Below are 24882 nucleotides of genomic sequence, written 5' to 3' on the forward strand. Positions count from 1 at the left end.
TTCGGGGTTCAGTGGAACTGCGCGGACAACTCGCGGCTGACCCACACTTGCGCGGCGATGTCGCCGACGCGGGACAGCTGCATCTGGTACTCGTAGCGGTCGGGACGGTACAGCCCGTGCAGCCACTGCACGGGGCGCCCGTCTTCGTCCTGGATCAGCCGGCGCACGGCGAGCAGCGCCGAGCCGACCGCGACGCCGAGGTGCGGCGCCACCTGCGCATCGGCCAGCCGCGCGGAGATAGTCTGCCGCGCGCCGCCGACGCGCACGCCGGCTTCCCCCAGCAGCACCAGGATGGGCTTGCGGGCCAGCTCGCGCCGGCCGAAGTGGCTGGCGAGATCGCCCGGCACCCAGGTCGTGATGTGCGACAGCGGGCCTTCGCGGGTGGAGCGCACGCGCACGGCCTTCTGCACGGCGTCGCCGGCGGTGAGCTTCAAGGCCTGCGCCACCTCGCCGCTCGCGCCGACCTTGCTCACCTCGAGCACGCGCACGGTGGTGTTCTGCGTCATGCTGACGATGTTTTCGAGCAGGCCCGCGAGCTGCGTCGTCTTGGTCTGGCCGTGTGCGTCCGTCGCAGCGGTCGTCGCACCGAGCGGGCGCGTGCCGCGTCCGCGCTCGCGCGTGATCAGTCCCTCGCCGGCGAGCTCCTGCAAGGCGCGGCGCACCGTGACCCGCGCCACGCTGAACTGCCGCATCAGCGCCAGCTCGCCGGGCAGGCCCTGCGCGAAGCGGCCCTCGTGCAACTGCTCGCGCAGCACGAGGTAGATCTGGTGGTACTTCGGGACCGGGAGGGCGTCCGCCATGGGCGCGGATGGTCCATCCGGCGCAATGTCCTGTCAATAGGACATGCGATGGGACAAGTGCGCTACGCGACCGGGTAGCCGCCGTCGACGAGGTGCCACGTTGCCGGGGGCGATCCTGCCGGTGAGATCGACCGTCCGCTCAAGCATAATCGCGGCGATGCGCCAGATCGTCCTCGACACCGAAACCACGGGTTTGTCCGCAGAAGGCGGCGACCGCATCATCGAGATCGGCTGCGTGGAGCTGGTGGCGCGCAAGCTGACCGGCAACAACAAGCACTGGTACCTCAATCCCGAGCGCGACTCGCACGAGGATGCGCTGAAGGTCCACGGCATCAGCAACGAGTTCCTGCGCGACAAGCCGAAGTTCGCCGCGATCGTCGACGAGCTGATCGAGTACTGCGCCGGCGCCGAGATCATCATCCACAACGCCGCGTTCGACATCGGCTTCCTGAACAAGGAACTGGAACTGCTCGGGCGCGCCGCGTTCACCGGCCACGTGCACAAGGTGACCGACACGCTGGCGATGGCCAAGGAGATGTACCCCGGCAAGCGCAACAGCCTGGACGCGCTGTGCGACCGGCTGGGCGTGGACAACTCCAGCCGCACGCTGCACGGCGCCTTGCTGGACGCGGAGCTGCTGGCCGACGTCTACATCAACCTCACGCGCGGCCAGGACGCGCTGCTGATCGACGAGTCCGACGCGCATGCGGTCGGCGCGATCGTCACCCGCGTGGACCTGCGCCAGTTCACCCTGCCGGTGCTGCTGGCCAACGACCAGGAAGCCGCGGCGCACGAGGACCTGCTGAAGCAGTTGGACAAGGCCTCGGGCGGCAAGACAGTCTGGCGTCAGCTGCCGATTTCGCCTGTGGCATAATTGGGGGCTTCCCGAACAGGGAAATGGGTGATTAGCTCAGCGGTAGAGCACTGCCTTCACACGGCAGGGGTCACATGTTCGATCCATGTATCACCCACCAGATTTGTGATATGGGACAAGGACTTAGGCCAAAACCTAGGTCCTTGTTGCGTTTGGGCTGTCCAATATGTGTCCAGAACCGGGCAAATGGCTGCCGCACGCGTCCTCGCGCAGTAGGGAACAGCCTACTCAGATCCTCGCTGCAAAGTGCCCTTACAATATCTTTGGTGATATACGATGGCAGTTCTGATCGTTGCGAGGGAAGCCGCAGATGAGATCGATGCCCTGTACGAGAGCGATGAGGATGCGGCAGCAGACATCGACTTCCTTATCGAGCAGTTGTTCGAAGACCATCGCACGTTGGAGGAATTGTGCCTTCCACGGGACCACTTTGACTTCGAGCCAGCATTCGAGATCAAGCGGTTCGGCGCTGCCCAGAGATTGGGCAAGAACGTTTATTCGGCCAAGCTACGAAGCACGGCCGACAACTCAGTGATCCCATACCGGCTGCTTGTGGGCTTCGACGCTCAGAGAGATCGCTACCATGTCCTCAGCATCGCACACCGAAATCACGCTTACGACACCCGACACCCCCACTTCGCCGAGCTACTCCGTCGATATGACGACGCTGGTATTCCAACCTACCGTTGAAGTGGCTGGTGTATGCCAAGTGGGGATTGTTGGCTTTCGAGCGACCGTCTACCGGTACGAGCAGCTGCAATCTGCTCTCGTCGTTTCTGATCTGCGATTGGGTGACTTGGAAGCTTCCGAGTACCTTGCACGGAGAGATGCGGATCCGAAGAAGAAGAGCGCAATCGAACGAGCAAGAATGAGGAACGCGCAAGCCCTAAGTGCGCCAGGGCAGCGGCCTACGCTTGCATCGCTCCGATTGCGTGCCGGAATGTCGCAGGCGCAGCTCGCATCTGCGCTGGGTACGCAGCAGCCAAATGTGGCCAGATGGGAGCGGAATCCAGGCAATCTAGAGGTTGCTACGCTTAAGAAGCTTGCGTCTGCATTGGGCGTGTCTGTACACGATGTTCTGGTAGCGGTAGGGGCCGACGAGTGAGAACCTTGCAAGACGCGGGCCGCACTGCCTTTAGCCTTTTTTGTGACGATCTACGCCAAGAGGTGGGCGGCAAGCAAACTCTTGTCGGTGTCTACTCAGGGGCACAAGTAGAGATAAACCAAGCACCGCCTCTCATTCTCCCGAGGATGTGTGTCGTCACGCATATCTTCACGCCGCTGACTTCACCCTTCAAACGTCTCGCTATAGACGCCCGATGGAACGGCGCAGTTCTTCAGAGGGTTGAACCGGAGGTCAATTGGCTTGCGGAGATTCAGAAGATGAAGGGACCGCCGGACGCGAAAGTTTGGAATGTGCAGGCCGCTCTTGTATTGCAGCCCTTTGCTGTGAGCGAGGCAGGTGTGCTGCGAATGTACGTCACGATGGATAACGAGGAGTTTGAGTCGAATGGTCTCAACTTCCATTTCAATCTTCCGTCGCAGCAGGTAGCAACAACGTTCTAACGCTAGCCCCGGGGCCGCGCTTGTCGCGCGCCCCGAGTCGGATTGTCCTAATCGGGCCAGTCCTCGCTCACGCACGATCGAGCAGAGTCAACTGCGGCTAGAAGCCAAACACGAACCTGATCACCGCCGCCAGAATACGTGGCGAACTTCCGAGAGCTGAACCCCTCTTCGGAGCGGCGCTCGATCTGCGAGAGCTTCTCTTGGAAGAAAGGTTCTTGGAGAGGGCTGGTACGCAGGGCGAAGATGATCGTTTTCACTTCGCGCAGTCCGTCGTGATGTGGGTACCGGAAGCCCTTCGAGAGCTCCTCACAACGATCGAGCGCTGCCGGTGCCTGCTGTCGATTCGTCCCGCCATCTTATTCGGGGCGCGCGGTGCGCGTCATCGCGAACGAGTCGCCGTAAAGGGACGAATATCTGATCTCTAGGCCCAAGCGGTCCAAGAACGACAGGGCATCCTCGTGCGTTGTGAAGCCTATGTCTTTACGTTCGAAGATGAAGAGGGCAATGCGAGCGCCGGCGGGAATCACGGAGCCTGGGCTGAACATGTTCCACTCGGCGCATCCGACGACCTCCCGCGCTTCCTGTTCGATTCGCTCTGGCAGATCGAGGCTTTCCACTGGGTAGGCCTGACCTTTGTAGGTCATGACGATCGAATTGATGATCGCCGGACCGAGGCCAGAGTTCACAATGTACAGTCGAACGGGCCGCCCGGGAACGCGATCTGTTCCCCAGTCAAGGTGCGGACGCGCGGCAATGCTCGCATGCTTCCTGGCCACTCGGATCTGGCTGTTGCCCACAATGAATGCAGCGCCTATTGCGATCAGCGAGCCCCAGGCTTGAACCCAGCTTGCGCATTCGCTTCGGGACAAGCCGGGAACCAGCATGCAACTTTGAAAGATGTCGTAGGCCACGAGTGCGCACCTCACGGGTGGGTTGGGCGGTCACATGACGATACCGCCAAAACGCTCGCCGATGCCGCGCTAACCCGCTCGTACCACCAGGCGCAGCGCCGACTCCGGCGCGTGTGAGCATCACCGCCGCGACCTCACCCATACCTGCACCCGCGGTGCCGACGCCCTCACCGGTGCCCCCGGCGATCACCGCGCGAGTATGGGCTCTCGATGACGAAGCGAAGAGACGCGTATCGCTGGTGAGCCGGCTTGCCTAACCAGCTGGCCTAAGGGATGAGGCCCAAGTGTCCTCATGCACGATCTTGATCGGAAGACCGCTTTGACGCAGTTCCATGGCCTTTTCGATCTTGGTTCCGAAGCTCCCGTGCTTCCATTCGTCACTCCCCAAGCCGCCGACCACCAGATAATGCAGCTTCTTGGTGACTGATGCAGAGGTCAAACCTCCGCGGCGGATGACGAACTGCTCACACGTCGAGCGAGGCCCAAAAACGAAGTCGCCCGTGAAGCAGAAGAGCCTCTCTTGCACCTCGATCTCCGCGACGTTGTCTAACGCCAGCCCGGTCACGTGCTGCGACTCGGCCAGTTCCTCCAATGTGCCGCCTACCAACTTGAGGAGCGTGTCTGTTAGATGATCACGCTCCTCGGCGGTGATCACCCCGTCGGCCAACACGTCGTTCACCTGCGCGTAGATGACTGACCCGGGCCAGGTGAGCGACACGTTCTCAGCCCCCCGCAACCACGATTGGAGAAAGTGGATCTCGCGATCCTGCAGCTCGCCGTCTGAGAGGATGCCTTGCACAATGCCAACTAGCGCGGCACATGACTGCCGCATTTCGTTGCGAAAGGCGGCGGCTTGGCGCGTGTAGAGGTTCGACATGGTTTCTCCCGAGGATGATCCCAAGACGTTAGATCGCGCAGCCACCTTGCTCGTCAGCAGTGGCTAGCGCGACGGTGTTTCACCTTAAAACGCCGGTTCTAGGCCATTTGGCCGATGCATCGCCGATGCTCCGATCGCCGGGGCACCCGGAGTGCGGGGCGGGGCCCGGGGCGCGTTCGGTACGCTTGGACATTCAGGGAAAACTTGGCGGCTTGCAGGTGCTTGGGGGAGGACAAGCTCGGGTGGCGTCGAAGCGACCTTCCGTGATGAAGCCCTGAAGCTGCTCGACGAACGCTCGTCAGCGCAGAAGACTTTGCATGCGATGAACGAAGATCTGCTGCGGGCCAGTTGCTTTGGGGTATGAAAAACGCATGGAAGAGGCGATGCGGCGGGAGGGCGAATCCCTCACCACTACGCACAGAAGCGCACCGCAGCCGTCGCCCTTGAGTCCAGGGCCTTCACGCGACGCGAATGGTCAGGCCGCTCGATGCGTCCCGTGTGTCTTCAGCGTCCCCGCAATCAAACGCGCACATTCCGCGGCGGCCGGCGACAGCATCTTGCCGCGCACGGTGATGATGCAGATCTCGCGGGCGAGTCCGCGCGGACGCAGCGCCACCACCCGGTAGCCGCGCTGCGGGCCGGTGGGGACGCAGATCATAGGCAACACCGCGACGCCGAGGCCGGCCGCCACCATGTTCAGCACTGTCTGGTGGTGCGCCACTTCGATGGTGGGCGAGAACGCGAGGCCGGCCGCGCGGAAGGCCTGTTCGACGCTGGCGCGCACAGCGGTGTCGCGGGGCTGGGCCAGCTGGTCGTAGCGCGCGAGTTCCGGCAGCGAGATGCTGCGCCCCTCGAATCGGGCGTTCTTCGGCAGCACCGCAACGAACGGATCGGACAGCACGGGTTGGTGGCTCAGGTCCCGGGCATCGCCGAATTCGGCAGCGATGGCGAAATCGGTGGTGCGCTCGCGCAGGTCATGATGAATGCTGCTCATCGAGCCTTCATGCAACTCCAGCGTGATGCCCGGATGGCGCGTCTTCAACTCGGCCAGCGCAGCCGGCAGGTGCAGGCCGGAGATGGAGGGGACCGTGCCAAGCGACACATGGCCGCGGCGCAGCTGCGAGCGGTCGCCGAGTTCCCGGCTCACATCGTCCAGTTCCGCCATCACGGTGCGGCAGCGCCCCAGCAGCAGCCTGCCCTCCGGGGTCAGCGCCACCCGGCGGGTGGTCCGGTCGAACAGGCGCACGCCGAGTTCGGCCTCGAGCTGCTGCACGTGCGTGCTCACGGCCGCCGGCGAACGATGCAGCCTGGCGCTGGCCCCCGAAAAGCTGCCAAGGTCCGCCACCGCCATGAAGCTCTCGATGCGCCGCAGTTGCATTCTTCAGCCCAGCTGATAAGTCCTTCCGATCTTACCGATTATCGAAACGTGTCATCTATGCTGGAATCGCGGCAGGAGACCCGCATGACGATAGAAGTACGTCCCCTTTCCTACGCCCTCGGCGCCGAGGTCCGTGGACTGGACCTGACGAGCCCGTGTTCCGACCCCGACTGGCGTGCCGTCCATGCCGCTTTCCTGCAGTACGGCGTTCTCCTGTTCCGCGGGCAGAAGATCACCCGCGAGCAGCACATCGCCTTCAGCCGCCGCTTCGGCGAGCTGGATCGCCACGAGTCGCTGCCGCTGGACCGCGATGGCACGCATCCGGAACTCCTGATGGTGAGCAACGACGCGAAGCCGGATGGCAGCCCGTCCAACTCGCGCTTCACCGGGCAGATGTGGCACTCCGACATGTCGTTCACGCTGGCGCCCGCGCTGGGCTCGCTGCTGCGCGCCGTCGCCGTGCCTCCGGTGGGGGGCGACACGCTGTTCGCCAACATGTACCTGGCGTACGAGGCGCTTTCGCAGCGGATGAAGGCATTGATCGAGGACCTGCACGGGATCCACCTGCCGGAGCGCAAGAACTCCGGCCTTTCGACCCGGTGGGAGGCAGAGAACCGCAGGCTCAATCCGCCGGTGGCGCAGCCGGTGGTGCGCGTGCATCCGGAGACAGGCCGCAAGGCGCTGTACATCGGCGAGAAGGTCAAGTGCTTCGAGGGCATGACGCCCGAGGAGAGCCTGCCCCTCGTCGAGTTCCTTGTGCGGCATGCGACCCGGCCGCAGTTCTTGCTGCGTCACAAATGGCAAGCCGACGACCTGCTGGTCTGGGACAACCGTTGCACCTCGCACCTGGCACTGGGCAACTACGACCCGCGCCAGCGCCGGCACCTGGAGCGCACCACCGTGCTGGGTACGGCGAGCGGGCATGTCGCCAACATGGAGAGCGTCGCATGAGCAGTTTCTCCCGTCGTTCCGCGATCCTGCGTACCCTGGCTTCGCTCGCGGTGGGCGCACAGGCCGCCGCGAGCGTGCACGCGCAGGCGTTTCCGGCCAGGCCGCTGCGGCTGGTCGTCCCGTTCGCGCCCGGCGGCTCGACCGACCTGCTGGCGCGCATCGTGGCCGCGCCGCTGTCCGAGCGCCTGAAACAGGCGGTGGTGGTCGAGAACCGCCCGGGCGCGGGCGGCAACATCGGCGCCGACGTGGTCGCCAAGTCCGCGCCCGACGGCCACACGCTGGTGATGGGGTCGATCGGCACCCATGCGACCAATGCCTTGATCTACACCAGCATGCCGTACGACCCGGTGCGCGACTTCGCACCGATCGCGCTGGTGGGCGTCGCGACGCTGGTGCTGGTCGTGCATCCGTCGCTTCCGGTCCGCACGGTCGGTGAGCTGATCCAGGCGCTCAAGAGCCGTCCCCAGGAGTTCAGCTACGCCTCGGGCGGGGTGGGCGCCTCGCAGCATCTCGCGGCGGAGATGTTCAAGTACACCACGCACACCTCCATGCAGCATGTCCCCTACAAGGGCAGCGCCGGTGCGCTGGCGGATCTGCTGAGCGGCCGCGTGCCCATCATGTTCGCCGACCTGCCGCTCGTGCTGCAGCATATCCAGGGCGGCTCCCTGCGCGCGATCGGTGTGTGCGACCCGGAGCGCAGCCCGGCACTGCCCGACGTGCCCACGATCAGCGAATCGGGCGTACCCGGGTATTCGTCGTCGGCCTGGTACGGGCTCTTCGCGCCGGCAAAGACACCGGGTCCCCTGCTGCAAACGCTGCAGACCGAGGTCGTCGACATCCTCAAGCAGCCGCGCATCAGCAAGGCCATCGTGGAGCTCGGTGCGAAGCCCGGTGGTCCGGCCGGCGCGCAGTTGCGCGAGTTCCAGCTGGCCGAGATCCAGCGCTGGCGCGAGGTGGTCCGCGTAGCGCACATCAAGATGGACGCCTGAGGCGTCGTCAGTTCACTCCCCCCACTTGCGAGATTGTTCATGATTGAAGTCCAACCGGTCGGCTATGCACTCGGTGCAAAGGTCACGGGCGTCGACCTTTCCAGGCCGCTCAAGTCCGACGAAATCCAGCAGATCAAGGATGCCTGGACGAAGCACCTCGTGCTGGTGTTTCCCGGCCAGCAGCTCGATCCGGAGTCGCTGATCGCCTTCACGAAGCACTTCGGCGAACTGGACAACTACGACAGCCAGCCCTTCAACCGGCATCCCGAGTACGACCAGGTGATGCTGCTGTCGAACAAGCCGCTCAACGGCAAGATTCCCCCGGGGGCGAACAACGGGCAGAACTGGCACACCGACCTTTCGTACACCATCCGTCCCGCGAAGGCGACGATGGTGTACTGCATCGAGAAGCCCTCCGTGGGCGGCGACACGATGTTCGCCAGCATGTACGCGGCCTACGAATCGCTTTCGCCGAAGATGCGCGCCTTCCTCGACGACCTGGAAGCCGTGAACGACGTCAGCCTCATCTCGGCCCGGCGCGACCCGGCCATCATGGAAGCGTTCAAGCGCTTGAATCCGCCGGTCGTGCATCCGGCCGTCCGCATCCATCCGGAATCAGGCAAGCCGGCGCTCTATGTCAACGACCGGGTCCGGACCTTCGTCGGAATGAGCGACGCCGAGAGCAAGCCGATCATCAAGTTCTTGTGCGAGCACTCCGTGCAGCCGCGCTTCGTGTACCGCCATCGCTGGGAGGTGCGCGACCTCGTGCTGTGGGACAACCGCTGCCTCACGCACCTGGCCGTCGGCGACTATGCGCCCAACGAGTTCCGGCACATGATCCGCACGTCCACCATGGGCGACTACTACGGTCGCTACGAGAATCCGGAAGCCGCGGAAGCAGCGCACAAGGCGGCGAACATCACGAGCCACGAGATCGCCGCGGGCGTTTCGACGCTCCACGACTGACATGGCCCTGAAGCTCACGCGCAGGTCGCTGCTGGCCACCGCCGCCGCCGCGGCAGCCTTTCCCGGGTATGCGGCGGACCAGCCGATCCGGATTTCGGTCGGCTTTCCACCGGGCGGCACGACGGACGTCCTCGCCCGCATCGTCGCAGCCAACCTGGGCCAGAAGCTCGGACGCTCCGTCATCGTGGAGAACCGGCCCGGCGCCAGCGGCAACATCGCCGCGCAAATGGTGGCCAGGAGCGCTCCCGACGGCGCGACCCTTCTGTTCGTCCCGAGCAGCCACGCCACCAACGCGAGCCTCTACAAGAAGCTGCCCTTCGACACGGAAAAGGATTTCACGGCGATCGGGATGGTCGCGCGAACCCCCTATGTCCTGGTGGTGCATCCGCGAATCCCCGCAAGGTCGGTGGCCGAATTCATCGCGCTGCTGAAGGCGCAACCGGGGCAGTTCCAGTACGCCACCGCGAGCCCGGGAACCGGGCAACATCTGGCCGCCGAACTGTTCAAGAAGTTGGCTGGCGTCGAGATGACGCAGATCCCGTACAAGGGCAGTTCTGCGGCGCTGCCCGACCTGATTGCCGGTCGCACGCCCATCATGTTCGATAACGTCGCGCTCATGGTTCCGCACATCCGGTCGGGTGCGCTGCGGGCCTTGGGCGTCACCAGCGAGAAGCGCTCGCCGTTGCTGCCGTCGGTGGCGGCGGTCGCCGAAACGCTTCCGGGCTACGAGATCCAGGGCTGGTTCGCCTTGCTGGCTCCGGCGAACACGGCGCCCTCGCTGGTCCGCGAGTACAACGCGGCACTCAACGCGGTGGTCAACGATCCGGCCTTCGTCAATCGCCTCGGCGATCTGGGCGCGGAGACCATGACCGGTAGCCCGGCGATGGCCAACGAGTACATCCAGAAGGAAGTCGCGCGCTGGGGCGGAGTGATCCGTTCGGCCAACATCTCGCTCGATTGATCCGGGACGGGCGCGTCAGCGAGGCGCGCGTGTAGAACAGACGTCGCGGGGCCTCGAGGGGCCCCGTCGAACGGCCGTCCTCACACCCCGGTGACCGCCCCCCGGCCCCATCTCTCCGCCAGCCAGTCTGTCATGCAGATCATCGCTCGCTGAGGGCCAGTCTCGCTCCGAGGGCTACGAATGCTGCTGCGAACCCATAGCGCAACCAGGCCTGTGCTCGCCGTGACTCGATGATCTTCCGGCGAAAGCCGTGGGCAATGGAGCCGTACACGACGAACACCGCGAAGGTCATGGCCATAAATACGGCGCTCAGGAGCAGCAGCTGCGACATCGTGTCGGGCGAGCTCGCGTCCACGAACTGCGGCAGGAATGCAAGGAAGAAGATGGTGAGCTTCGGATTCAGGATGTTGAGCAGGAATCCCTTCACGACGACCCCCGCAGGCGTAGGCGCGCCGCCGCTGTCGTCGACGGCAAACTGAGACCTGTTTCGAAGCGTCGCGAATCCGACGTACAGGAGATAGGCGACCCCCGCATACCTGAGCACCTGGAACGCCAACGCGCTGGTATGCATGACTGCTGCCAGGCCGAAGATGGTGGCAAGGAGGTGCGGGACGATCCCTGCGGTGCAGCCCAGCGCCGCAAAAGCACTGGCGCGGCGGCCTTGCATCAATCCGGTGGAGACGGTGTAGATCACGCCCGTGCCGGGAATCAGCACGACGATCAGCGACGTGATCAGGAATTCGATGGTGATCATCCTGTACTTTCGCGAGTCAATGTCGATGTGCTTACGTCGGCTGGCACTCGAATGCCAAGAGGGAAGGGCCTTCGGCGCGATCTCTGAAGCGGGGGCTTTGAGAAGGGCGCGCAGCTGGCCAACTCGACTCGCCGCATCGTCCGGGTCAGCCGGCCTCTATGACTCGCCGGTCGTCCAGATGACGTTGGCTGCGCCGAAATCCGCCTCGTCCTGCACCAGGTTCACGATGGTTCGAATGAGCGGGCGCTCGTCGTCGCGCCGCCAGATCAGGTTGTAGGTCAGCCGCGGCATCGGCGGATCGCTTTCCAGGGGAATCAGGGAGCCGTGGTCGAAGAGGGGCTGCACGTAGTCGCGCGGCTGGAAGCTGATGCCGGCGCCCGCGATGGTCAGGGCGATGATCGCCGCGCGGCTGTTGCACTGGATCGTCTTGCCGACGCGGATGCCGTTGGCGCGCGACCAGCTCTCGAAGGCCGCGGACAGGCCCGAGTCCTGGGTGTTGTTGATGACGGGATGCTTCTCGAAGTCCCCGGGGGACAGCACCGTGCGGCGCCGCAGGCGCGACGGCGAACTGGTCCAGACGAACTCGATGTCGGCGACCGGCCGGCCCTGGACTTCCGAGGCGCTGAAGGGGCCGGCGATGCTCGCGACGTCCAGCTCGCCGCGGGCGATCGCCACTTCGAGCGGCCTGGAGAGCGCTACCGTCGGTTCCAGCACGACATCCGGGTAACCCTGCTCGAGCCGCGCCGCGAAGGCGGGAAACCAGGTGGTGGCGGCGAGCTCCGTGAGGCCGAAGCGGCAGACGCCGCGGACCTGCAGCTCCTGGCTGGCCAGGCTGGAGCGGATCTCGCGCTCGAACTCCAGCATCGTGCCGGCCTTCTGCAGCAGGATCTCCCCCGCGGCGGTGAGCGTCGCGCGCCGGCTGTGGCGGTCGAAGAGCAGTTGCCCCAGGTCGGTCTCGAGTTCCGCGATCCGCTTGGACAGCGAAGACTGGGTGACGTGCAGGCGCCTGGCTGCAATCGCGAAGGTGCCCAGCTTCGCCGCCCAGTAGAACGCCTCGAGCTGCTTCAGGGTCATGGGGAGTCCTCGGGAACCGACCAGTTTACCCGAGCGCATTGCGCGCTCCCCCCGCGCAGGAATCAGTCGGCCGCCATCTCCAGCGGGGCCTGGACCACGCCGTGGCGCACGAAGCCTTCGATCTCCGCGCTGGAGAAGCCCGCCTCTTCCAGGATGCCCACGGAGTCCTCCCCGAGCCGGGGCGCATGGTGGCGCACCTGGAAGGGCTGCGCAAACTGCACCGGGCTGCGCACCACGCGGTAGGGGCCCTCCGTCGGATGCTCGTGCAGCGGGAACATGCCGACGGCCGCGAGATGCTCGTCGTCCAGCACTTCGTCCAGGCTCTTCACCGGCATGCAAGGGATGCTCACGCGATCGCAGAAGGCCTGCCATTCGGCATTCGCGAAGCGCGGCGCCTCCTGCTCCACCGCCGCATACAGGAAGTCGATGTGCTGCACGCGATCCGCGAGCACGCGGAACCGCGCGTCGCCCAGCAACTCGGTGCGCCCGGTGAAGCGGAAGAAGTCGGCCCAGTTGCTGTCCGAATACGGCAGGATGCACATGTAGCCGTCGGCCGTGCGGAACGGCTTGCGGTACTTGCTCAGCACCCGCTTGAAGCCGATCTCTCCCAGCGGCGGCTCGAAGGTCGCGCCGTGCAGGTGTTCGACGAGCGCGAATTCCGCGGCCGTCTCCAGCATGGGCACTTCCACCGCCTGCCCGCCGCCGCCCTTGGCCTGCTGCAGCAGGGCCGCGAGGACGGCGTAGGCGACGGTCTGCCCCGTGATCTTGTCGCACAGCACGGTGGGGGCGAACGCCGGCTCGCCGTGCACCATCGCATGCAGGCCGGCGAGACCCGAGGCCGCCTGGATCACGTCGTCGTAGGCCGCGCGGCCGGAATACGGGCCGGCCGAGCCGAAGCCCACGGCGCCGCAGTACACGATGTCGGGACGCAGGGCGCGGACGCCTTCGTAGCCGAGGCCGAGCCGGTCCGCGGCCTGCTGCCGCATGTTGTGGATGAACGCGTCGGCGCTGCCGATCAGGCGCTTGAGGATCGCCATGCCCTGCGGCGTCTTCAGGTCCACCGAGATGCTGCGCTTGTTGCGGTTCAGGTTGATGAAGTAGCCAGCCATGCCGGCATGCTTCAGCGGCTTGTAGTGCCGCGTCTGGTCACCGGCGAGCGTCTCCACCTTGATCACGTCGGCGCCGAGGTCCGCCAGGATCCGGGTCGCATAAGGCCCGAGCACCACGGTCGTGAGATCGACGATCCGGACTCCCTCCAGCGGGCCATTCTTGAAGCGGCTCTTGCTCATGTGTCTGCCTTCAGATGCTCGCGATGCGCTGCCACAGATCGCTGCCCGGCGCAGCGCACACCTGGTCGCCGAGCCATCGGTTCCAGAACGACTCGGCACCGAAATCGTCGCGCCAGGCCCAGAGGCGGCGCGTGTACTGGTGCAGTGAGTGTTCCTGCGTGAAGCCGATCGCGCCGTGCACCTGGTGCACCAGCGCGCTCACCTTGCCGGCGGCCTCGCCGCTGCGCGACTTGGCTGCCGCAATGCAGAAGAGCATGTCTTCGTCGCACTCCGGCTGCCAGTGCGCGAGCGCCAGGCCCGTGGCGGTCACGGCGGCCGCAGTTTCCGCGGCCGCCTCGACCAGCATGTCCTGCACCGGCGCGAAGCGGGCAATGGCCTTGCCGAACTGCGCGCGTTCGCCCGCGTACTGCAGGCCCAGCTCCAGCGAGCGCTGCATGGCGCCGACCATCTGCACGCTGCGCAGCAGCGCGCCGTGCGCATGCAGGGCGAGCGGGTGGCCAGCCCGCCACCGGCGGCGGCGCTCCGCGGGCACCGCGACGCGCTCCAGGCGGAAGGCGTGTTGCGCTTCGAGCGCCGGTCCGGCACAGCGCTCGCCCGCGAGCGCCTTCAGGTCCAGCAGCACGAGGAAATCCTCGCCCACTTCCGATCGCGCGTGCACCAGCAGGCTGCCGTCGACGTCGCCGAACACGACGGGATCCACGACGCCGCTGACGGCCAGGCCACCGTGGCCTTCCTGCAGCGGCAATGGCTCGCCTGCTGCCTGCGATCCCAGCAGGACGGGCCTGTCGCCGGCGAGCTCGAGGTCGCCGCCGGCGACGCTCCAGAGCGCCTTGGCGACCATCGTGTCACCCAGCGGCAGCGGCAACCCGCGATAACCGGAGAGCCGCACGATGCCGAAGGCATCGGTCGCGGCCAGCCCCACGCCGCCTTGCTCCTCGGGCACCAGGGCGAGCGACAGCGCCGAGCTCTCCACGGAGTCCCAGAGCGGCTGCTGCCACCGGCCCGCGCTCGCGGCGTGCACTGCTTCTCCGGTGAGGAGGTCGCGGAACTGGCGGTCCGCCTGTTCCGAAATGATGGAGGAAAAGCCGTCGTCCATGTTCATCTCAGTCCCAGTCCGCGGGCGATCACGCCGCGCAGGATCTCGCGGGTGCCGCCTCGCAAGGTGAAGCTCGGCGCGGTCAGCGTGACCTGCCGCAGCGCCTCGTCGAAACGCGTCGCCGCGGCGTCGCCGCTGCCGCCAGCCCGCTCGACCAGCAGCCGCGCGATCTCCGGGATCTCCCGCTCGAAGCCGGTGCCGGCGTGCTTCACGAGCGCGGCCTCGACCTGCGGATTGGCGCCGCGATCGAGCATGCCCGCGATCACCGTCGACATCCGGCGCAGCGCCATCGCGTGCGCCACCAGCCGGCCGACCTGCACCGACTGGTGGCGGTCCGGCTGCGGGCCGATGCGATCGACCAGCGCGGCAAGGAGCTGCCAGGCGCTGAGGTAGCGGTCCGGGCCGCTGCGTTCGTAGGCGAGTTCCGCCGTGACCATGGCCCAGCCCGAACCGGGTTCGCCCACCAGCATGTCGTCGGGAACGAAGTAGTCCTCGAAGTGAACCTCGTTGAATTCGTGGTGGCCGGACAGGTCGAGGATGGGCCGCACCGTGATGCCGCGGACGTTCGTCGGCGTGATCATCTGCGTCAGGCCTTCGTGCTTGCGCTCGCCGGCGGGCGCGGTGCGCACCAGCGTGATCAGGTAGTCGACCTGGTGCGCATTGGTGGTCCACACCTTGGTGCCGTTGATGACCCAGCCGCCGTCGACCTTGTCGGCGCGCGTGCGCACGGCGGCGAGGTCGGAGCCGGAGTCGGGCTCGCTCATGCCGATGCCGAAGGCGCACTCCCCGCGGGCAATGCGCGGGAGGATCTCGCGCCGGGCGCGCTCCGAGCCGTGCTTCAGGATCTGCGGGCCGGACTGGCGGTCCGCGATCCAGTGCGCTCCGCACGGCGCGCCGGCCGCAAGCATTTCCTCGACGACGACATAGCGTTCGAGCGCCGAGGCTTCCTGGCCGCCGTACTCGCGCGGCCAGGTCATGCCGATGAAGCCGGCGGCGCCCGCGCGCCGGCTGAACTCCCGGTCGAAGGTGGTCCAGGTGACCTGCCACGGCTTGAAGGACCCGCGGGCCAGTTCCGACGCGAGGAACTCGCGCACGCGCCGTCGCGTGGGCTCGTAGACCGAGAGGTCGGCCGGTTGGCCATTGAAATCGATCATGGCTTTCCTTACCGGCCGGTGAATGCCGGCTTGCGCTTCTCGAGGAAGGCGAGCACGGCCTCGTCGTGGTCGGGGGTGTAGTGGGCCAGTGCCTGATAGGCGGCGGCCATCTCCAGCGAGGTCGCCAGCGACATGTGGTCGCTCTCGCGCAGCAGCCGCTTGGTGAGGCGCACGGTGCGCGCCGGGTTGGCGGCGATGCGGCCCGCCAGCGCCAGCGCCTGCGGCATGAGCTCGTCGTGCGGCACCACCCGCGAGACCAGACCGAGTTCCAGCGCGCGGGCAGCGTCGAACGTGTCTCCGGTCAGCATCAACTCCATCGCCTTCGGCTGGCCGATGGTGCGCGCGAGCAGCCACGCGCCGCCGTCTCCCGGCACGATGCCCAGCTTGACGAAGCTGCTGGCGAAGCTCGCGCGCTCGGAGGCGATGCGGATGTCGCACATGCACGTGAGGTCCATGCCGGCGCCGATCGCCGGGCCGTTGACGGCGGCAATCGTCGGCACGTCCAGTTCGTACAGCGCGAGCGGGATCTGCTGGATTCCGTTGCGGTAGGCGTCGCGGATGTCCGCGGGCTGGCCGGCGGAGAAGCCCTTCTTGTCCCGCATGTTCTTCAGGTTGCCGCCGGCGGAGAAGGCGGAGCCCGCGCCGGTGAGCACCAGGGCCTTGACGCTGCGGTCGCGGCGGATGCGCGCGCACAGCTCCACGAACTCGAGCATCTGGTGCTCCTCGGTGAGCGCATTGCGCTCTTCCGGCCGGTTCATGGTCACCACCGCCACGCCTTCTGCCGTCTGGTCGTACAGAAGATATCCACTCATGCAAGCTCCTCGTCGTCGGATCGACAGGCAGTGTAGGGAGCCCCCGTGACGATGGAAAGCGACATTTCCGCATGGGCGCGCAGTCGCTTTTGGAATGACGGCCGGCCCGCGCGGCTTCGAAAAAACGACTATGCGCCGATGAATAAATATCGCTTTTGTCCTTGCGGAAACGCCTTCAACATTCGCCCGCAGATCGAGAGAAGCTTTCCATGAACCCGAACCGGATCCCCGACTGATGGACTTCGCCATTCCCGACGACCTGCGCGAGCTGCAGGAACGCACGCGCCGCTTCGTCGCCGAGCAGATCCTGCCGCTGGAGCGCGAAGTGCCGCAAGGCGGGCACGGACCTTCGGCCGAGCTGCGCATGGAACTGGTGGCGCGTGGTCGCGCCGCCGGCCTGCTCACGCCGCACGCTTCGCGCGCGATGGGCGGCCTGGGCCTGAGCCACTTCGGCAAGGCGTTGGTCTTCGAGGAGGCCGGCTACTCCTGGCTGGGCCCGACCGCGCTCAACATCCACGCGCCCGACGAGGGCAACATCCACCTGCTGGAAGAAGTCGCCACGCCCGCCCAGAGGGAGCGCTGGCTGAAGCCGCAGGTGGCCGGCCACACGCGCTCGTGCTTCGCGATGACGGAGCCGGAGGGCGCGGGTGCCGACCCATCGATGCTGCAAACCACCGCGGTGCGCGATGGCGACGAGTACGTCATCAACGGCCGCAAGTGGTTCATTACCGGGGCCGACGGCGCCGACTACGCGATCGTCATGGCGAAGATGGAAGACGGCTCCGCCACCATGTTCCTCACCGACATGGACCGTCCCGGCATCCGCCTGGAGCGGAACATGGATGCGATGGACAGCTGCTTCGCCGGCGGCCACGGCGTGCTCGTCTTCGAGAACCTGCGGGTCCCCGCCGCCGACGTACTGGGCGAGGTGGGGCAGGGCTTCCGCTACGCGCAGGTGCGCCTGGCACCCGCGCGCCTCACCCACTGCATGCGCTGGCTCGGGCAGGCGCGCCGCGCCCACGACGAGGCCCTCGCTTATGCGCGCCAGCGCGAAGCGTTCGGCAAGCCGCTGGCGGAGCACGAGGGCGTCGGCTTCATGCTGGCCGACAACGACATCGACCTGCAGACGGCGCGCCTGCACATCTGGCATACGGCCTGGCTGCTGGATCGCGGCGAGCGCGGCGGCTTCGAATCGAGCCGCGCCAAGGTGGCGTGTTCCGAGGCGGAATGGCGCGTGGTGGACCGCTGCGTGCAGATCCTGGGCGGCCAGGGCGTCACGGCGGAAAAGCCTGTGATGCGCATCTTCATGGACATGCGCGCCTTCCGCATCTACGACGGCCCGAGCGAGGTGCACCGCTGGAGCATGGCGCGCAAGCTGGTGCGCGGCGGCGGGGAGCGCGCGTGAAGGGCATCGACAGCTTCCGCCTCGACGGCAAGGTCGCGCTGGTCACCGGAGCGTCCAGTGGCCTGGGCGCGCATTTCGCGCAGCTGCTCGCGTCCGTCGGCGCACGCGTCGTCGTCGCGGCCCGGCGCACGGAGCCCTTGCAGGCGCTGGTCGACGGCATCCGGACACAGGGCGGGCAGGCGCGCGCCGTCGCGCTGGACGTGACCCGGTCGGCGAGCGTGCGCGCGTGCCTCGACGAGGTTTGCGCGTGGGGAGCGCCGCAGGTGGTCGTGAACAACGCCGGCGTCACGGTCACGCGTTCGCTCCTGGAGCAGACGGAGGAGGACTTCGACCTCGTGCTGGACACCAACCTGAAGGGATGCTGGCTGGTGGCCACGGAAGCGGCGCGCCGGATGGTGCAGGCAGGCGAGGGCGGCGCCATCGTCAACGTGGCCTCGATCCTCGGCGAGCGCGTGGCCGGCGGCGTGGCGCCGTATGCCATCTCCAAGGCCGCGGTGGTGCAGGCCACCAAGGCGATGGCGCTGGAGCTGGCGCGGCACCGCATCCGCGTGAACGCGCTTTTGCCCGGATACATCGTCACCGACCTGAACCGCGAATTCCTCGAAAGCGAGCCCGGGCAGAAGCTGCGCGCGCGCATCCCGAGCCGGCGCTTCGGCGAGCTGGAGGATCTCGACGGACCGCTGCTGCTGCTCGCGTCGGACGCCGGCAGCGCGATGTCTGGCGCGACCGTCGCCGTGGACGGCGCGCACCTGGTGAGTTCGCTGTGACCGGCGGCCTGGACGTTCCCGCGCTGCGCGCCTGGTTGCGCGAGCACGATTTCGCCGGCGCAGCCGAACCGCGGATCGACGCGCTCGCGGGCGGCCAGTCGAACCCGACCTTCCGCATCCGCACCGACCGCGGCGACTTCGTACTGCGCAAGAAGCCGCCGGGCAAGCTGCTGCCGTCGGCGCATGCGATCGACCGCGAATACCGCGTGATGCACGCGCTGGCGGCCAGCGGCGTGCCCGTCCCGCGCATGCTGGCCTGGTGCGCGGACGAAGCCGTGACCGGCACGCCATTCTTCCTGATGGAATTCCTGGAGGGCCGCGTGCTCGCCGATCCCGCGTTGCCGCAGTGCCCGCGGGAGGAGCGTTCCGGAATCTACCGCGACATGAACCGCGTGATCGCCTGCCTGCATTCCCTGGACGCGGAGGCGCTGGGGCTGTCTTCGTTCGGCAAGCCGGGCAACTACGTGGCGCGCCAGGTGACGCGCTGGGTGGACCAGTGCGCACGCGCCACGGTTCCCTTGCCCGCCGGAATGCGGGAGCTGATGGCATGGCTGCCGGCGCACGTCCCTGCCGATGCGCGGACATGCCTCGTGCACGGCGACTACCGCATCGACAACCTGGTGTTCCATCCGAGCGAGCCGAGGGTCATCGGCGTCCTCGATTGGGAGCTGTCCACGCTCGGCGATCCGCTGGCCGACTTCTCCTACCATTGCATGGCGTGGCGGGTCGCGCCGCAGGTGTGGCGCGGCATGGCCGGCGCGGACCTCGCTGCGCTGGGCATTCCGGGCGAACGTGAGTACGTCGCCGCCTATGCGAAGGCGACGGGCCTCGCCATCGCGCACTGGGATTTCTACATGGCGTACAACCTGTTCCGCATGGCGGCGATCCTGCACGGCATCGCGCAGCGCGCCGCCGACGGCACCGCGGCCGCGCACGACGCGGTGGAAGTCGGCGCCCGGGCGGCGCCCCTCGCAAACCTCGCCCTGGCCATCGTGCAACGCAACGAGGCCTGACCCTTCACGACACAACGGAGACAACGATGCACTTTTCCTTCCCTTCCTTCCTGCGCGCGGGCCTCGCGGCCGGCGCCCTCGCGGCGGCAACGGTTGCCCATGCCGCCTGGCCCTCGGACGCGCCGATCACGATCACGGTCGGTTTCGCCCCGGGCGGCGCCACCGACGTGATGGTTCGCACCCTCGCACCCTTCGTCGCCAAGCACCTCGGCGGCAACGCCAACCTGATCATCCAGAACCGGCCCGGTGCCTCGGGCGAGGTCGCGATCAATACCGTCATGCGCGCCAAGCCCGACGGCTACTCGCTGGTGGTGGTGAACCTGCCCGGTTATTTCTTCGTGCCGATGTACCGCAAGTCGTCCTACACGATGCGGGACCTCACGCTGCTCGCGCGCGTGGTGAGCGATCCGACCATCATGGTCGTGCGCAAGGACAGCAAGATCACCGATCTCAAGCAGGTGCTCGCCGCCCTCAAGGCGAAGCCGAACTCGATCTCCGCAGGGCACAACGGGGTCGGCACGAACGGGCACCTGGCCATGGCGCGGCTGGAAGGCGTGGCGGGCGTGAAATTCAACGGGATCCCCTACAACGGCACGGCTCAGCAGAAGGTCGCGCTGGGATCCAACACCCTGGACATCGCTTTCCTGGCGGCATCGGAGATCCAGGATCCGGAGACCGAGGCGACGCCGGTCCGCCTGCTCGCGCAGTTCTCCAAGAACAAGGTGCAGCGCATCGCGAACGTTCCCACCACGTTCGAGCTGGGCCTGCCCGTCGAAATGACGGCCGAGCGCGGCCTGGCGGCGCCCAACGGCGTCCCCGCGCCCATCGTGGCGAGGCTGGAGAAGGCCATCCAGGAAGCCATGAAGGATCCTGAGTACATCAAGGCAGCTCCGAATGACGCGCCCTTCCTGTCCTTCCTGGGCGGCGCGGAATGGACGCGGCAGATCGACCAGGACCGCAAGGCGTACGAGGCGATCGCCCGGACCGTTTCGAAGGAGTGATGTTCCGCGCGGCCGCCTTCCATCCGACGCCGTAGGGCAGGGCGGCGCATTGGCCGCCCTGCGCCACGTTTTCCTTCCGCTCGCGCGGCCTCGCCGAAGGGCTTCCGCAGCCTGAAACTGGACCGGTTCTTCGCCGGCCATCTGCTTCTTTTGCGCGACGCGCAGCGGCCCTAACCTTGCGGGATTGGATCGTTGGGAGCGTAAGTGAACCTCGAGGAACCGAAGGCGGAACTGGCCGGCGCCTTCGCCGTCGATGTGGACGGCTGGCGTGTGATGTGGTCCCCTCAAGCCAGGCGGATCCACGAATTCTCAGCCGATCGCGCGGTGAGCATCTGGGAAGCCCTGGACTTCATCGACCTGCAGGACCGGCCTCGCGTGTTCGACGCCGCGCTCCAGTGCTTCCGCCTGGGGGAGCCGCTCGACATCGTCGTGGGTCTCACGGCCAGTACGGGACGCCGCAAGCGCGTGCGGCTCACCGCCTTCCTGGCTTCTCAAGGTCCGGACGGCACGCCTTCGCTGAAAGGGACCATCCAGGAACTCCCCGGTATCAGTCCGGGGTCCGGCGACTACGACGCCACGGCGCAGCGCCTGCTGTCCGCGCTGCTCGAGTGGGAGATCTTCGGGCGGGCGATTCCGCACGAACTGAAGGCTCCGCTCGGCATCGCGAACGGGTTCGCCGAAGCCCTGCACGATCGGGAGCGCGGCGCCCTGAGCGACACGGGGCGCTTGTACCTTTCGCGAGTGCTCAATGCGCAGCGCCAGCTGGGCGACCTGCTCGATGCCTTGCTGCAGTTCTCGCCTCTTGCCACGCGCCCCGTGCAACGCGAGACGGTGGACGTGTCGCAACTCGCATCCGAGGCCATCGCGTTGCTGCGGTCCCGCGATGCCGATCGCGAGGTGCACGTCGAAATCGAGCAGGGCCTGACGGTTGCAGGCGACCCCGAACTGCTGCGGCTGCTGCTCTCCAACCTGTTGGGCAACGCCTGGAAATTCACGCAGAGCCGCCCGGATGCCAGGATTTCCCTGCGCTGCCTGCACGGCGCGCAGGGTGCGGTGTACTGCGTGCAGGACAACGGCGCCGGTTTCGACATGCGCGATGCGACGCGCCTGTTCACGCCGTTCGAGCGCCTGCACGAACGCCACCACTTCGACGGCAGCGGCGTGGGCCTCGCCATCGTGCGCAGGGTCGTGGAACGCCATGGCGGCAGCGTCTGGGCCACTTCGTCCCCTGGCCACGGCGCCAGCTTCTTCTTCACGTTTGCCTCGCACAGCGAGCCTCTGGCCGTCGCGCAGGGACAGGCATACGCATGACCACGGTGTACAGGCTCCGCTCGTGGCCGGATCTTCCATCGACCTGGAGGACGGCACCCCTGTTGCGTACCTTGTCGCGAATGTCCATCGGGCCCATGACGCATGACAGCTTCCTGCATCACTCGCGCATGGCGCCGACTCAAGCGCAGCGCGTGCTCGAGCAGCTCGTACAGCAGGGCGCCGTGACACGCACGATCGTCGCATGAGTCCCTGCGCTCTGGTCAGAGTGCCGTGGCGGCCGCATACTGGGCGCAAGGAGGCGGTCGATGACCCTCTACGAGTCGCTTGCGTCGGACCTGGAACTCTCGATTCGCAACGGCACACTCCGCGCCGGCGAGAGGATGCCCTCCGTGCGGTACACGAGCCGCAGCCGGGGCGTCAGCCTGTCCACGGTGTACCAGGCCTACTACCTCCTTGAAGCGAGAGGATTGATCCGGGCCCGCGAGCGATCGGGTTACTTCGTTGCACCGGCACAAAAGCTGCCGGGGGAACCTGCGCGTGCGTCCCGGCCGACATCGGAAGCGGTGTCCCTCGACGTCAGCGACCTGATCCTCCAGATCCTGGAGGGCGCTCGCGTGCACGACGACGCCTGGTTCGCATCCGCCTTTCCGAGTCCGCACCTGTTCCCGCTACCTCGCCTGGCACAGGCCCTGCAGGTGGCGAGCCGCTCGCTGCGACCGGAGCAGATCCTGCATGACATCACTCCCGGCAGCGCCGAGCTGCGCAGGCAGATCGCGATCCGTTATGGCGCCGACGGCCTGGCGGTCGATGCGGACGAGGTGATCGTCACCAACGGGGCGCTGGAAGCACTGAACCTCTGCCTGGACGCCGTGACCCGGCCGGGCGACGCTGTGGTGATCGAGTGTCCGAGCTTCTACGGCGCGCTGCAGTCGCTCGAGGCGCGCGGCCTGCGCGCCGTGCAGGTCGCCACGCATCCGCGCGATGGAGTTGAGCTCGACGCCATGGAGGCTGCCATCCTGAGGCACCGGCCCAAGGCCTGCTGGATGATGACGACGTTCCAGAATCCACTCGGTACCTTGATGAATCCAGAACGCAAGCAGGCGCTGGTGGACCTGCTGGACAGGCACCAGGTGCCGCTGATCGAGGACGACGTCTATGCGGAGCTGTATTTCACCGATCAGCGGCCCGCGCCTGCAAAGGCCTACGACCGGTCGGGGCTCGTCATGCATTGCTCGTCGTTCTCGAAATCGCTGGCGCCGGGCTTCCGTGTCGGCTGGGTCGCGCCCGGCCGTTTCGTCTCCGAGGTGACGCGCAAAAAGCTGTCCCTGAATCTGGGCACCTCGCTGCCGGCGCAGCTGGCCCTGGCCGAGTACCTGGCGCACGGGGGCTTCGACAAGCACCTGCGGCAAATGCGCACCAAGCTCAAGAACCGGCAGGCCACGCTCGCGCAAGCGGTGGCGCGGCAATTCCCCGAGGGCACGACTGCCACGCAGCCCCAAGGCGGCTACCAGCTGTGGGTGGAGCTACCCGAAGGCTACGATGCCCTGGAGCTGTACTGGCAAGCGGCGCCCCACGGCGTCTGCTTCGCTCCGGGACCCATGTTCTCACCGACCCGCCTGTTCAGGAACTGCATGCGGCTCAACTACAGCGGCGAGTGCGGTCCGGAACAGGAACAAGGGATCGAGCTCCTGGGGAAATTGCTGCAGGAGCAAGTCGCCCAGGGCCGCAGCAGGCGCGAGGGCGCCGGGCTGGAGACCGCGTGAAAGGCGACGATTCGCGGCCGGGTTTCACAGGTCCCGAACCGCCCGCAGAACGTCCCGGAACACACCGAACTGCACGCGGAAAGCCTTGGGGCTGTAGTCCTGGTAATAGCCCGCGGTCACCACGACGACGAGATCGAGCTCCGGGACGATGCGGATGGACTGGCCGCCGCGACCGAGCGCGCCTATCCACTGGATCACGCGCCGGTTGGCCCGGGCCCGGCCCAGCCACCACAGGTAGCCATAGAGTTGATCGTCCGTCGCCTGGATGTTCGCAGCCGTGGAGGCGTCGATCCAGGACCTGGAAACGACCTGGCGGCCGTTCCAGCGCCCCCCGGCGAGCACGAGTTGTCCGATCCTGGCCATGTCGCGGGGGCGCAAGCGCAATCCGCCGCCAGCGTCCGTATCGCCGCCAACCCGGTTCCACTTCGCCGAAGAAATTCCGAGGGGTTCGAACAGGTTGGCACGCGCGAATTCGTCGAGGGGCCGCCCCACAGCCTTGCGAACGACCGCCGACACAAGCGCGAGCGCGCCGGTGTTGTAATGGAATGCCTGTCCCGGAGGCGTGACCACCGGCAGGCCGAGGACGTAGCGGCACGGGTCCGGCGACAGGTGCATGCGGACCTCGTCGTTGGCATCGCCGGTGGCCGGAGTGGCCTCGATCCACTGGAGACCCATGGTCATGTCGAGGGCGTGCCGCAGCAGGATGCGATCCTTCTGCGGCGTGCGCAGGTCCGAGAACTCGGGGAAGAAGCTGAACACCGGTTCGTCGATGCTGCGAACCAGCCCTTGGTCGATCGCGATTCCGAGCGCGAGCGAGGCGACGCTCTTGGAGACCGACTTCACGTTGTGCAAGGTGGCGGCGTCGAACGTGACATTGGCGATGCGCTCGCCGAAGATGTAGCCGGGGACCTCGTCGAGGCCGGTGAAGTACCGCTCGAACACCAGCTTCCCTCGGTGGGCAACCAGCACGGCGTGAATGTTCGCGCCCGAGGCCACGAGGCCGTCGGCCATCCTGCACAACGCAGCCCGGTCAATGAATGTGTCCTCATCCGGGAAGACGACCGGCCAGCCGTCCACTCCCGCCTGCGGAACACCGCAGCTTTCCGGTCGGTCCGCGTACGCGGGGATCCCGGTGAGCGCGGCAATCGCAGTGCCACCCAGAACGGAAGCAAACCGGCGCCGTTCCATATCCGCCCCCCTGCTTCATGG

At 66.7% G+C, this 24882-nt stretch carries 26 protein-coding genes and 1 tRNA gene; 16 read left to right on the forward strand and 11 right to left on the reverse strand.

Going from position 1 to position 24882, the window contains the following annotated elements:
* Positions 1-8: 8 nt before the first annotated feature.
* Entirely contained in the window at positions 9-800 is a 792-nt protein-coding gene (locus tag JJB11_RS16090; RefSeq protein ID WP_201173452.1) for a GntR family transcriptional regulator, read from the reverse strand.
* Positions 801-957: 157 nt separating this feature from the next.
* Here JJB11_RS16090 and dnaQ point away from each other — a divergent pair, with 157 nt between their 5' ends.
* The 5 genes from dnaQ (at position 958) to JJB11_RS16115 (ending at position 3240) form a co-directional block, all read left to right on the forward strand.
* Positions 958-1674 carry a DNA polymerase III subunit epsilon gene (gene dnaQ / locus JJB11_RS16095; protein WP_201173455.1) on the forward strand — a complete coding sequence of 239 codons (717 nt, stop codon included), beginning with the start codon at positions 958-960 and terminating at the stop codon, positions 1672-1674.
* A gap of 25 nt (positions 1675-1699) precedes the next feature.
* Positions 1700-1774: transfer RNA gene (locus JJB11_RS16100), tRNA-Val, on the forward strand.
* A gap of 176 nt (positions 1775-1950) precedes the next feature.
* On the forward strand, positions 1951-2364 hold the full coding sequence (locus tag JJB11_RS16105; protein WP_201173458.1) for a hypothetical protein: 414 nt from the start codon (positions 1951-1953) through the stop codon (positions 2362-2364).
* Between the two features lie 178 nt (positions 2365-2542).
* On the forward strand, positions 2543-2779 hold the full coding sequence (locus tag JJB11_RS26665; protein ID WP_377371323.1) for a helix-turn-helix transcriptional regulator: 237 nt from the start codon (positions 2543-2545) through the stop codon (positions 2777-2779).
* The gene (locus tag JJB11_RS16115) at positions 2776-3240 is read left to right on the forward strand and encodes a DUF6941 family protein (protein WP_201173462.1); all 465 of its coding nucleotides are present in this window, start codon (positions 2776-2778) and stop codon (positions 3238-3240) included. Before JJB11_RS26665 ends, JJB11_RS16115 begins: the two co-directional genes overlap by 4 nt.
* Before the next feature lie 356 nt (positions 3241-3596).
* Here the strand turns inward: JJB11_RS16115 and JJB11_RS16120 are convergent, their stop codons facing one another.
* From JJB11_RS16120 to JJB11_RS16130, 3 genes are all read right to left on the reverse strand, one after another.
* Entirely contained in the window at positions 3597-4151 is a 555-nt protein-coding gene (locus tag JJB11_RS16120) for a hypothetical protein (RefSeq protein WP_201173465.1), read from the reverse strand.
* Positions 4152-4404: 253 nt separating this feature from the next.
* On the reverse strand, positions 4405-5028 hold the full coding sequence (locus JJB11_RS16125) for a BRCT domain-containing protein (protein WP_201173467.1): 624 nt from the start codon (positions 5026-5028) through the stop codon (positions 4405-4407).
* Between the two features lie 475 nt (positions 5029-5503).
* On the reverse strand, positions 5504-6406 hold the full coding sequence (locus JJB11_RS16130) for a LysR family transcriptional regulator (protein ID WP_277988834.1): 903 nt from the start codon (positions 6404-6406) through the stop codon (positions 5504-5506).
* Between the two features lie 84 nt (positions 6407-6490).
* Between JJB11_RS16130 and JJB11_RS16135 the strand changes: the two genes are divergently transcribed.
* Genes JJB11_RS16135 through JJB11_RS16150 form a run of 4 tightly spaced genes read left to right on the forward strand, consistent with a single transcriptional unit; the run spans position 6491 to position 10273 of the window.
* Entirely contained in the window at positions 6491-7357 is an 867-nt protein-coding gene (locus JJB11_RS16135; protein WP_201173473.1) for a TauD/TfdA dioxygenase family protein, read from the forward strand.
* Positions 7354-8346, forward strand: a complete 993-nt coding sequence (locus JJB11_RS16140) for a Bug family tripartite tricarboxylate transporter substrate binding protein (RefSeq protein ID WP_201173476.1) — start codon at positions 7354-7356, stop codon at positions 8344-8346. The genes JJB11_RS16135 and JJB11_RS16140 overlap by 4 nt, the downstream gene beginning before the upstream one ends.
* Positions 8347-8385: 39 nt before the next feature.
* On the forward strand, positions 8386-9312 hold the full coding sequence (locus tag JJB11_RS16145) for a TauD/TfdA dioxygenase family protein (RefSeq protein ID WP_201173478.1): 927 nt from the start codon (positions 8386-8388) through the stop codon (positions 9310-9312).
* A gap of 1 nt (position 9313) precedes the next feature.
* Positions 9314-10273: a tripartite tricarboxylate transporter substrate binding protein gene (locus tag JJB11_RS16150; protein WP_201173480.1), complete on the forward strand. Its 960-nt coding sequence runs from the start codon at positions 9314-9316 to the stop codon at positions 10271-10273.
* Positions 10274-10412: 139 nt separating this feature from the next.
* Here the strand turns inward: JJB11_RS16150 and JJB11_RS16155 are convergent, their stop codons facing one another.
* From JJB11_RS16155 to JJB11_RS16180, 6 genes are all read right to left on the reverse strand, one after another.
* On the reverse strand, positions 10413-11027 hold the full coding sequence (locus tag JJB11_RS16155) for a LysE family translocator (RefSeq protein ID WP_201173482.1): 615 nt from the start codon (positions 11025-11027) through the stop codon (positions 10413-10415).
* 156 nt (positions 11028-11183) lie between these two features.
* On the reverse strand, positions 11184-12101 hold the full coding sequence (locus JJB11_RS16160) for a LysR family transcriptional regulator (protein WP_201173484.1): 918 nt from the start codon (positions 12099-12101) through the stop codon (positions 11184-11186).
* Between the two features lie 62 nt (positions 12102-12163).
* Positions 12164-13390 carry a CaiB/BaiF CoA transferase family protein gene (locus JJB11_RS16165; RefSeq protein WP_201173486.1) on the reverse strand — a complete coding sequence of 409 codons (1227 nt, stop codon included), beginning with the start codon at positions 13388-13390 and terminating at the stop codon, positions 12164-12166.
* 10 nt (positions 13391-13400) lie between these two features.
* Positions 13401-14486: an acyl-CoA dehydrogenase family protein gene (locus tag JJB11_RS16170; RefSeq protein WP_201964878.1), complete on the reverse strand. Its 1086-nt coding sequence runs from the start codon at positions 14484-14486 to the stop codon at positions 13401-13403.
* A 2-nt stretch (positions 14487-14488) separates the two neighbouring features.
* Positions 14489-15640, reverse strand: a complete 1152-nt coding sequence (locus tag JJB11_RS16175) for an acyl-CoA dehydrogenase family protein (RefSeq protein ID WP_201173499.1) — start codon at positions 15638-15640, stop codon at positions 14489-14491.
* 8 nt (positions 15641-15648) lie between these two features.
* On the reverse strand, positions 15649-16452 hold the full coding sequence (locus JJB11_RS16180; protein WP_201173501.1) for a crotonase/enoyl-CoA hydratase family protein: 804 nt from the start codon (positions 16450-16452) through the stop codon (positions 15649-15651).
* Positions 16453-16687: 235 nt separating this feature from the next.
* Between JJB11_RS16180 and JJB11_RS16185 the strand changes: the two genes are divergently transcribed.
* The 7 genes from JJB11_RS16185 (at position 16688) to JJB11_RS16210 (ending at position 23673) form a co-directional block, all read left to right on the forward strand.
* Entirely contained in the window at positions 16688-17857 is a 1170-nt protein-coding gene (locus tag JJB11_RS16185; protein WP_201173512.1) for an acyl-CoA dehydrogenase family protein, read from the forward strand.
* On the forward strand, positions 17854-18624 hold the full coding sequence (locus JJB11_RS16190; RefSeq protein ID WP_201173515.1) for a glucose 1-dehydrogenase: 771 nt from the start codon (positions 17854-17856) through the stop codon (positions 18622-18624). The genes JJB11_RS16185 and JJB11_RS16190 overlap by 4 nt, the downstream gene beginning before the upstream one ends.
* Positions 18621-19637 (forward strand): phosphotransferase family protein, encoded by a 1017-nt coding sequence (locus JJB11_RS16195; RefSeq protein ID WP_201173518.1) that lies wholly within the window; start codon positions 18621-18623, stop codon positions 19635-19637. Before JJB11_RS16190 ends, JJB11_RS16195 begins: the two co-directional genes overlap by 4 nt.
* A 26-nt stretch (positions 19638-19663) precedes the next feature.
* Positions 19664-20638: a tripartite tricarboxylate transporter substrate binding protein gene (locus tag JJB11_RS16200; RefSeq protein ID WP_201173521.1), complete on the forward strand. Its 975-nt coding sequence runs from the start codon at positions 19664-19666 to the stop codon at positions 20636-20638.
* A gap of 204 nt (positions 20639-20842) precedes the next feature.
* A complete protein-coding gene (locus JJB11_RS16205) occupies positions 20843-21949 on the forward strand; it encodes an ATP-binding protein (protein ID WP_201173524.1) in 1107 nt (368 codons plus the stop codon).
* A gap of 80 nt (positions 21950-22029) precedes the next feature.
* The gene (locus JJB11_RS26385; protein ID WP_277988835.1) at positions 22030-22155 is read left to right on the forward strand and encodes a hypothetical protein; all 126 of its coding nucleotides are present in this window, start codon (positions 22030-22032) and stop codon (positions 22153-22155) included.
* Positions 22156-22215: 60 nt separating this feature from the next.
* The gene (locus JJB11_RS16210; RefSeq protein ID WP_201173527.1) at positions 22216-23673 is read left to right on the forward strand and encodes an aminotransferase-like domain-containing protein; all 1458 of its coding nucleotides are present in this window, start codon (positions 22216-22218) and stop codon (positions 23671-23673) included.
* Between the two features lie 24 nt (positions 23674-23697).
* Here JJB11_RS16210 and JJB11_RS16215 read toward each other — a convergent pair whose 3' ends face one another.
* Positions 23698-24861, reverse strand: coding sequence for a serine hydrolase domain-containing protein (locus JJB11_RS16215; protein WP_201173529.1), 1164 nt, complete (start codon positions 24859-24861; stop codon positions 23698-23700).
* Between the last annotated feature and the right edge of the window lie 21 nt (positions 24862-24882).

The sequence above is a fragment of the Ramlibacter ginsenosidimutans genome, from assembly GCF_016654015.1.
Lineage (GTDB): Bacteria > Pseudomonadota > Gammaproteobacteria > Burkholderiales > Burkholderiaceae_C > Ramlibacter > Ramlibacter ginsenosidimutans.